At 73.4% G+C, this 7,542-nt stretch carries 5 protein-coding genes; all 5 read left to right on the top strand.

All coding sequences use genetic code 11. The annotated features are described in order from the left end of the window. Window positions 1-2,089, top strand: a 2,089-nt coding sequence (infB, locus tag J7E93_RS32505; protein ID WP_215073625.1) for a translation initiation factor IF-2, incomplete at its 5' end; no start/stop codon positions are given. A gap of 148 nt (window positions 2,090-2,237) precedes the next feature. Further along, entirely contained in the window at window positions 2,238-2,531 is a 294-nt protein-coding gene (locus J7E93_RS32500; RefSeq protein WP_215073624.1) for a DUF503 domain-containing protein, read from the top strand. Between the two features lie 29 nt (window positions 2,532-2,560). Beyond that, on the top strand, window positions 2,561-3,013 hold the full coding sequence (gene rbfA / locus J7E93_RS32495) for a 30S ribosome-binding factor RbfA (protein WP_215073623.1): 453 nt from the start codon (window positions 2,561-2,563) through the stop codon (window positions 3,011-3,013). Further along, a complete protein-coding gene (truB, locus tag J7E93_RS32490) occupies window positions 3,010-3,939 on the top strand; it encodes a tRNA pseudouridine(55) synthase TruB (protein WP_215073622.1) in 930 nt (309 codons plus the stop codon). The genes rbfA and truB overlap by 4 nt, the downstream gene beginning before the upstream one ends. Window positions 3,940-4,151: 212 nt before the next feature. Beyond that, complete coding sequence (locus J7E93_RS37570) at window positions 4,152-7,502, top strand: trypsin-like peptidase domain-containing protein (protein WP_251067406.1); 3,351 nt, start codon at window positions 4,152-4,154, stop codon at window positions 7,500-7,502. Window positions 7,503-7,542: the final 40 nt, after the last annotated feature.

Genomic DNA, 7,542 nt, shown 5'->3' with positions numbered 1-7,542 from the left:
TCCGGCCGGTCCCGGCGGTGGCGGCGGCGGCTTCGCCGGTCGTCCCGGTGGTCCCGGTGGCGGCGGCGGTCGTCCGGGTGGTCCCGGTGGCGGTGGCGGCGGCTTCGGCGGTCGTCCCGGTGGCTTCGGTGGCCGTCCCGGCGGTCCGGGTGGCCGTGGTGGCACGCAGGGCGCCTTCGGTCGTCCCGGCGGTCCCGCGCGTCGTGGTCGCAAGTCGAAGCGGCAGAGGCGCCAGGAGTACGAGGCCATGCAGGCCCCGTCGGTCGGCGGCGTGATGCTGCCTCGCGGCAACGGCGAGACCATTCGCCTGTCGCGCGGTGCGTCCCTCACCGACTTCGCCGAGAAGATCGGCGCCAACCCGGCGTCGCTCGTCGCGGTGATGATGAACCTCGGCGAGATGGTCACGGCGACGCAGTCGGTCTCCGACGACACGCTGCAGATGCTCGGCGACGAGATGAACTACACCGTTCAGATCGTCAGCCCCGAGGAGGAGGACCGCGAGCTGCTCGAGTCCTTCGACATCGAGTTCGGCGAGGACGAGGGCGGCGAAGAGGCCCTGGTCTCCCGTCCGCCGGTCGTCACCGTCATGGGTCACGTCGACCACGGTAAGACCCGACTGCTCGACGCGATCCGCAAGACGAACGTCGTCGCGGGCGAGGCCGGTGGCATCACCCAGCACATCGGTGCCTACCAGGTGGGTACCGAGGTCAACGGCGAAGAGCGTCGCATCACCTTCATCGACACCCCGGGTCACGAGGCGTTCACCGCCATGCGTGCCCGTGGTGCGAAGTCGACCGACATCGCGATCCTCGTGGTCGCGGCCAACGACGGCGTCATGCCGCAGACGATCGAGGCGCTGAACCACGCCAAGGCCGCCGGCGTCCCGATCGTCGTCGCGGTCAACAAGATCGACGTCGAGGGTGCGGACCCGACCAAGGTCCGTGGTCAGCTGACCGAGTTCGGTCTGGTGGCCGAGGAGTACGGCGGCGACACCATGTTCGTCGACATCTCCGCCAAGCAGGGTCTGCACATCGACTCCCTGCTGGAGGCCGTGGTCCTCACCGCGGACGCCTCGCTCGACCTGCGGGCCAACCCGAACCAGGACGCGCAGGGTATTGCGATCGAGTCCCACCTCGACCGCGGTCGCGGTGCCGTCTCGACCGTCCTGGTCCAGCGCGGAACGCTGCGCATCGGCGACACCGTGGTGGTCGGCGACGCGTACGGCCGCGTCCGGGCGATGCTCGACGACAAGGGCAACAACGTCGAGGAGGCGACCCCGTCGACTCCCGTCCTGGTGCTCGGTCTCACCAACGTTCCGGGTGCCGGCGACAACCTCCTGGTGGTCGACGAGGACCGTACGGCCCGTCAGATCGCCGAGAAGCGCGCTGCGCGTGAGCGCAACGCCGCCTTCGCCAAGCGCGTCCGCCGGGTGTCCCTCGAGGACCTCGACAAGGTGCTCAAGGCCGGTCTGGTCCAGGAACTCAACCTCATCATCAAGGGCGACGCGTCCGGTGCGGTCGAGGCCCTCGAGGCCTCGCTGCTCCAGCTCGACGTCGGTGAAGAGGTCGACATCCGGGTCCTGCACCGTGGTGTGGGTGCGGTCACCGAGTCCGACATCGACCTGGCGATGGGCTCCGACGCCATCGTCATCGGCTACAACGTCCGTGCGGCCGGCCGTGCCGCGCAGATGGCGGAGCGCGAGGGCGTCGACGTCCGGTACTACTCGGTGATCTACCAGGCCATCGAGGAGATCGAGGCGGCGCTCAAGGGCCTCCTCAAGCCGGAGTACGAAGAGGTCGAGCTCGGTACGGCGGAGATCCGCGAGGTCTTCCGCTCGTCCAAGCTGGGCAACATCGCCGGTGTCCTCATCCGCTCGGGCGAGGTCAAGCGCAACACCAAGGCGCGCCTCATCCGCGACGGCAAGGTCATCGCGGAGAACCTCAACATCGAGGGTCTGCGCCGCTTCAAGGACGACGTCACCGAGATCCGCGAAGGCTTCGAGGGCGGTATCAACCTCGGAAACTTCAACGACATCAAGATCGACGACGTCATCGCGACGTACGAGATGCGCGAGAAGCCGCGCGCCTGATCGCGTCCGATCGCAGAGTTGAGCAGGGGCCGATCGGCGGAAGTTATTTCCGTCGATCGGCCCCGGCCGTTGCGTGTACGGTTCTTGTGTCCCTGCCAAGTCGTTGGCGGGGCCACTGAACCCGAACCGGCGGGACATCCGGACATACATGTATGTGGGGACACTGTCCTTCGATCTGCTCCTCGGCGACGTTCGTTCGTTGAAGGAGAAACGCTCCGTGGTACGGCCGATCGTCGCCGAGCTCCAGCGCAAGTTCGCGGTGAGCGTGGCGGAGGTCGGCGGCCAGAACCTCCACCGGCGGGCCGAGATCGGCGTCGCGATGGTCTCGGGGGACACGGGGCACCTCACCGACGTACTGGACCGGTGCGAGCGCTTGATCGCCGCCCGGCCCGAGGTGGAGCTGTTGTCGGTACGACGCAGGCTCCACACTGATGAAGACTGATTGAGCAAGGCAAAGAAGGAGAAGGACCAGTGGCCGACAACGCGCGGGCGAAGAAGCTGGCGGACCTCATCCGGGAGGTGGTCGCCGAGAAGCTGCAGCGCGGCATCAAGGACCCGCGCCTGGGTACGCACGTGACCATCACGGACACCCGCGTCACCGGTGACCTGCGGGAGGCCACGGTCTTCTACACGGTCTACGGCGACGACGAGGACCGGGCCAGCGCGGCCGCCGGACTGCAGAGCGCCAAGGGCATCCTGCGCTCGGCCGTCGGCGCCGCGGCCGGGACGAAGTTCACCCCGACGCTGACCTTCGTCGCGGACGCCCTCCCGGAGACCGCCAAGACGATCGAGGACCTCCTCGACAAGGCGCGGGCCTCGGACGCCCAGGTGCGACAGGCGTCCTCGGGTGCCACGTACGCCGGCGACGCCGACCCGTACCGCAAGCCTGATGACGAGGACGAAGAGGGCACCACCACCGAATGAGCCAGCAGCCCACCAAGACTCCCCCGGCTACCGCCGGGAGGGGCCCCCACGACGGGCTTGTCATCGTCGACAAGCCGTCGGGCTTCACTTCGCACGACGTCGTGGCCAAGATGCGCGGCATCGCCCGGACCCGCCGGGTCGGCCACGCCGGCACGCTCGACCCCATGGCCACCGGTGTCCTCGTCCTCGGTGTCGAGCGGGCGACCAAGCTTCTCGGTCACCTCGCGCTCACCGAGAAGGAGTACCTCGGCACCATCCGGCTCGGCCAGACGACGATCACCGACGACGCCGAGGGCGAGATCACGGCCTCCGTCGACGCCTCCAAGGTGACCCGGGAGGCCATCGACGCGGGCGTGGCGGAGCTGACCGGCGCCATCATGCAGGTGCCGTCGAAGGTCTCCGCCATCAAGATCGACGGCAAGCGCTCGTACGCGCGGGTGCGCGGCGGGGAGGAGTTCGAGATCCCGGCCCGTCCGGTGACGGTCTCGTCCTTCCGCGTGTACGACGTGCGGGACGCGGTCGCCGAGGACGGTACGCCGGTCATGGACCTCGTCGTCTCCGTCGTCTGCTCCTCCGGTACGTACATCCGAGCGCTCGCCCGGGACCTGGGCGCCGGCCTCGGCGTGGGCGGACACCTGACCGCGCTGCGCCGCACCCGGGTCGGCCCGTACAAGCTGGACTCGGCCAGGACCCTGGACCAGCTCCAGGAGGAGCTCACGGTCATGCCGGTCGCCGACGCGGCCGCGGCGGCGTTCCCTCGCTGGGACGTCGACGAGAAGCGGGCCAAGCTGCTCCTCAACGGCGTCCGCCTGGAGATGCCGTCGTATCCGGCCGGGCCCGTGGCCGTCTTCGGACCGGAGGGCCGTCTGCTGGCCCTCGTGGAAGACCAGAAGGGCAAGGCCAGGAGCCTGGCCGTCTTCGGCTGAGCCGCTCCGTCCTCTCCCGCTCCCCGTTCCGGTCATCGTGAGCGGGCACGCGCGCGTGCCCGCTCCACGACCCCCCTCCGGGACTTTCTCCCCACCGCGTTCCGCATATTCACCCCTTCGGGCAGGCGCTCGGAGTGAACCGGGGAGCGCCCGGGGGCGCGTTCGCCCGGTGTGGTTCTCGGGGTGATCACCGTCGACCTACCGTCGACACCATGGGACGCGGGGACCTGGCGACGCTGGTACGGATCTGGGATCCGGCGGGCCGGCCGCGCGGCACGGGGTTCGTCGCCGACGACCGGGGGACGGTCGTCACCAGCCACGAGGCCGTCGACGGGCTCGCGCGGCTCGTCCTGCGCGCCCCCGACCCGCACGGCCCCGGCGAACGCACATGCCACGTGGAGGCGGGCGCCGTCACCGCCCTGCCCGAGTCGGGCCTCGCACTCGTACGGACCCAGGGGCTCGGGACGCGTCCGCTGCCGATCACGGCCCGGACGGAGATCGAGCCGGGGACGTACGTCCGGATCGCCGCGCACGGCTGGCGGGAGGCACGGGTCCTGGGCCCCGCCTCCGTCACGTATCTCGCCACCGACCGTTTCCACCCGATCGGCCACGCCCTGGAGCTGGCCATCGGCACCGAGGGCGCCGAGGCCCTGCGGCTCGGCGGGCAGGCCGCCGGCGGGCCCGTCGTCGACCCCGCCACCGGAGCCGTGATCGCCGTCCTCGGCACCGCGCTGCGCGGCGAGCGCCACGCCGCCGGATACGCGGTGCCCCTCACGTCCGTCGGCGCGCTGGACGCCCTGCTCCGACGCAACGCCGCCACGGTTCCCTGCTACGGGCAGGACCTCAACCTCGCGGGCGTCCTGGAGCTCACCGCCACCTCCACCGGATCGGTCGGCGCCCCACGGGCGTGGACCGATCCCGTCGAACGGGCCGGGCTCGCCGGGGAGTTCTCCGCGTTCGCCGCCTCACAGGCCAGGGTCCTCGCGCTCGTCGGCGCCCCCGGCACCGGCCGCACCACCGCGCTTGCCGCCCACTGCGCCCGCCGTGCCGGTGGCCCAGCACCCGCCCCCACGGTCTGGTTGCGCGGGGCCGACCTGCGGGCCGCCGACGCCTCGGTTGCCGACGCCGTGGGCCGCGCCCTCGACCAGGCCGGCCGGATCGTCGCCACCTCCGGAACCCTCGGCGACGTCACCACCGCCACCGCCGAGCGGTCCGCGGCCCTCGCCCGCGCGGCCGGCCGCCCACTGCTCGTGATCCTCGACGGCCCGGAGGAGATGACTCCGCAGCTCGCCCACCGACTCGCCGCATGGACCGAGGGAACCGAGCACTGGCTCGGAACCCATGGGGTCCGCCTGATGCTCGGCTGCCGCCCGGAGTACTGGGAGCAAGCGAGCGGCCTCTACAGCCGGTCCGTCCTGCACCGACCGGCCCCACCGGCCAGGCCCTGCCCGACCACCGGACCGAGCGCGGGGACCCGGGCCGGTGAGGCCGGGGCCTTGTCGCCCCGCGGCGCCGTGTTGCTCGGGGACCTCTCGGAGGACGAGGCGCGGGTGGTGCGCGAGCGGTACGGGCTCGCCGCCACCGATCTGGCCGCTGCCGACGCCCGGCATCCGCTCGCGCTGCGGCTGCTGGCCGAGGTACGGGCGGCGCTGCCCGGGCACGTGCCCGGCCGTCCTCGCCGCGAGGAGATCTTCGGCGCGTACGTGGACCTGATGTGTCTGCGGATCGCGGTACGGATCGCCGCCGGTTCCCGCCCCCTCGTCCGGGGCACCGCCGTGCGCCGCCTCGCCGCGCGGGTCGCGGGGCGGGTCCACGAGGCCGCCCGCCGGTGCCTGGGCCCCGGGCAGGGCGAACTGGACCGCGAGTCCTTCGAGGAGATCTTCCCCTGGCGGAGCGGCTGGGCCTCCGCCGTCCTGACCGAGGGCCTCGTCGTCCCCGCCGGCTCCGGCTACCGTTTCGGCCACGAGGAGCTCGCGGACTGGATCCAGGGCGCCCACCTGGACGTGGACGGCGCCTTGTCCGCCCTGGTCCACCGCCTCCACGAGACCGCCCCGCCCCGGCCGGCCCGGCTCCCCTCCGACCCGGATGCACCCCGGGCTACACCGGCGGCGGGGACCGGATCTGCTGCGTGGGTCTCGGGCTCGGGCGAGGGGCCGCTGTCCGGTGAGCCCGGCGCGGCGGGAGGTCCCTGGGCCGGTGGGTTCGGCTCGGCGGGAGGGCCGCCGTCCGGTGAGCCCGACGCGGCGGGAGGGGCGCTGTCCGGTGGGTTCGGCTCGGTAGGAGGGCCCTGGGCCGGTGGGCCCTGCTCGGGCGAGGGGCCGCCGGCCGGTGGGTTCGGCTCGGCGGGAGGGGCTCGGCCCGGTGAGCTCGGCTCGGCCGATGAGCCGCTGTCCGGCGGGAACGGCTCCGCAGCGGCGCACTCGTCCGGTGGGTACGGCTCCGCAGCGGCGCCCTCGTCCGGTGACAGCTCCGCCGAGGTGTCCGTCGGCGGCGGCGCGCTGGGCTCGGCAGTGGTGTCGCCGGGCGGTCCGCGGGGTGCCTTCGGCGGGTGGTCGGCGGGCGCGCGTGTCCCAGCGCCGCGTAGCCCGGGCTACGGGGCGGTGGCGTCGACGGTGGGGTCCGGACCCGCCGTGGAGGCGCCGCGCACGCTGCCCGTACCGCGCCACCGCATCGGCCCCGTCCTTCAGGCCCTGCTCCTGATGGACCGGGAGCAGGGGCCCGCCGCCCTCGCGCCGCGCCTGCGAGGCCTGGTCGAAGCGCTCACCCGCCTCGCGGACGCCGGCCTGGACGCCACGGACGGCGCCTGGTGGGGCGGCCGCCTCCTTGCCGAGTCTCTTCTGCGCGTCGACGACCCACGGGCCCACCTCGCGGTCCTGCGCCACCTCGCCGACCGCCTCGCCGCCGCCGAACACGGCGGCCCGGCCCCCCGCCCCCGTACCGGAGCCCCCGCCTTCGCTCCCTTCGGCCCCGCGTTCTGGGAGGCCCTGCGGATCGGGGAGGACGAGCGGATGGACCTGCTGCGGCGGGTCGTTCCCGCCGACGCCGCGCCGGGGACGGACCCGGCGACGCCCCGCTACCTCGACGCCGTCGCCGCCCGGCTCGTCGCCGAGCCCCGTGGCGTACAGCCGCTGCTGTGCCGCTGGTTCGGCGACGCGCGGCCGCTGGCCGCCGCGCCCCACGCGACCGTCGCCACCGCCGCGCAGGCGCTGCTGCACACCCACCGGCACCTGGCCGTCGACGACCTGTGCGAAGCGCTCGTCGCCACCGCCCATCCGCTCGCCGACGGGCTGCTCGGCGCGCTCGCCGAGGACGAGCCGTCCGCCGTGTGCCGGGCCGTCGACCGCTGGGCGCACGACGACGGCCGGCCCGAGCGCCGGGCCGCGGCGGCCATCTACGGAAGGCTGGTCGCGGGGCGCGTCACCACCGGCGCCGACCGCGCCCTCCTGCGCTATGCGGCCCTCGCCCTGCTGGCCCGGCCCGACGACGCCGCCCTGCACGGCCCCGCCCTCGGCCTCCTCGTACGCGACCCGCACACCCGCTCCCGGCACCTGCCACCCCCCTGACCGACCCCCCCCTTCCCGCGACAGCGCTTGCCGCCGCCCC

This window comes from Streptomyces sp. ISL-36, from assembly GCF_018614205.1.
In the GTDB taxonomy this organism is placed as follows: domain Bacteria; phylum Actinomycetota; class Actinomycetes; order Streptomycetales; family Streptomycetaceae; genus Streptomyces.
This window is presented reverse-complemented; position numbering and strand designations above follow the sequence as displayed.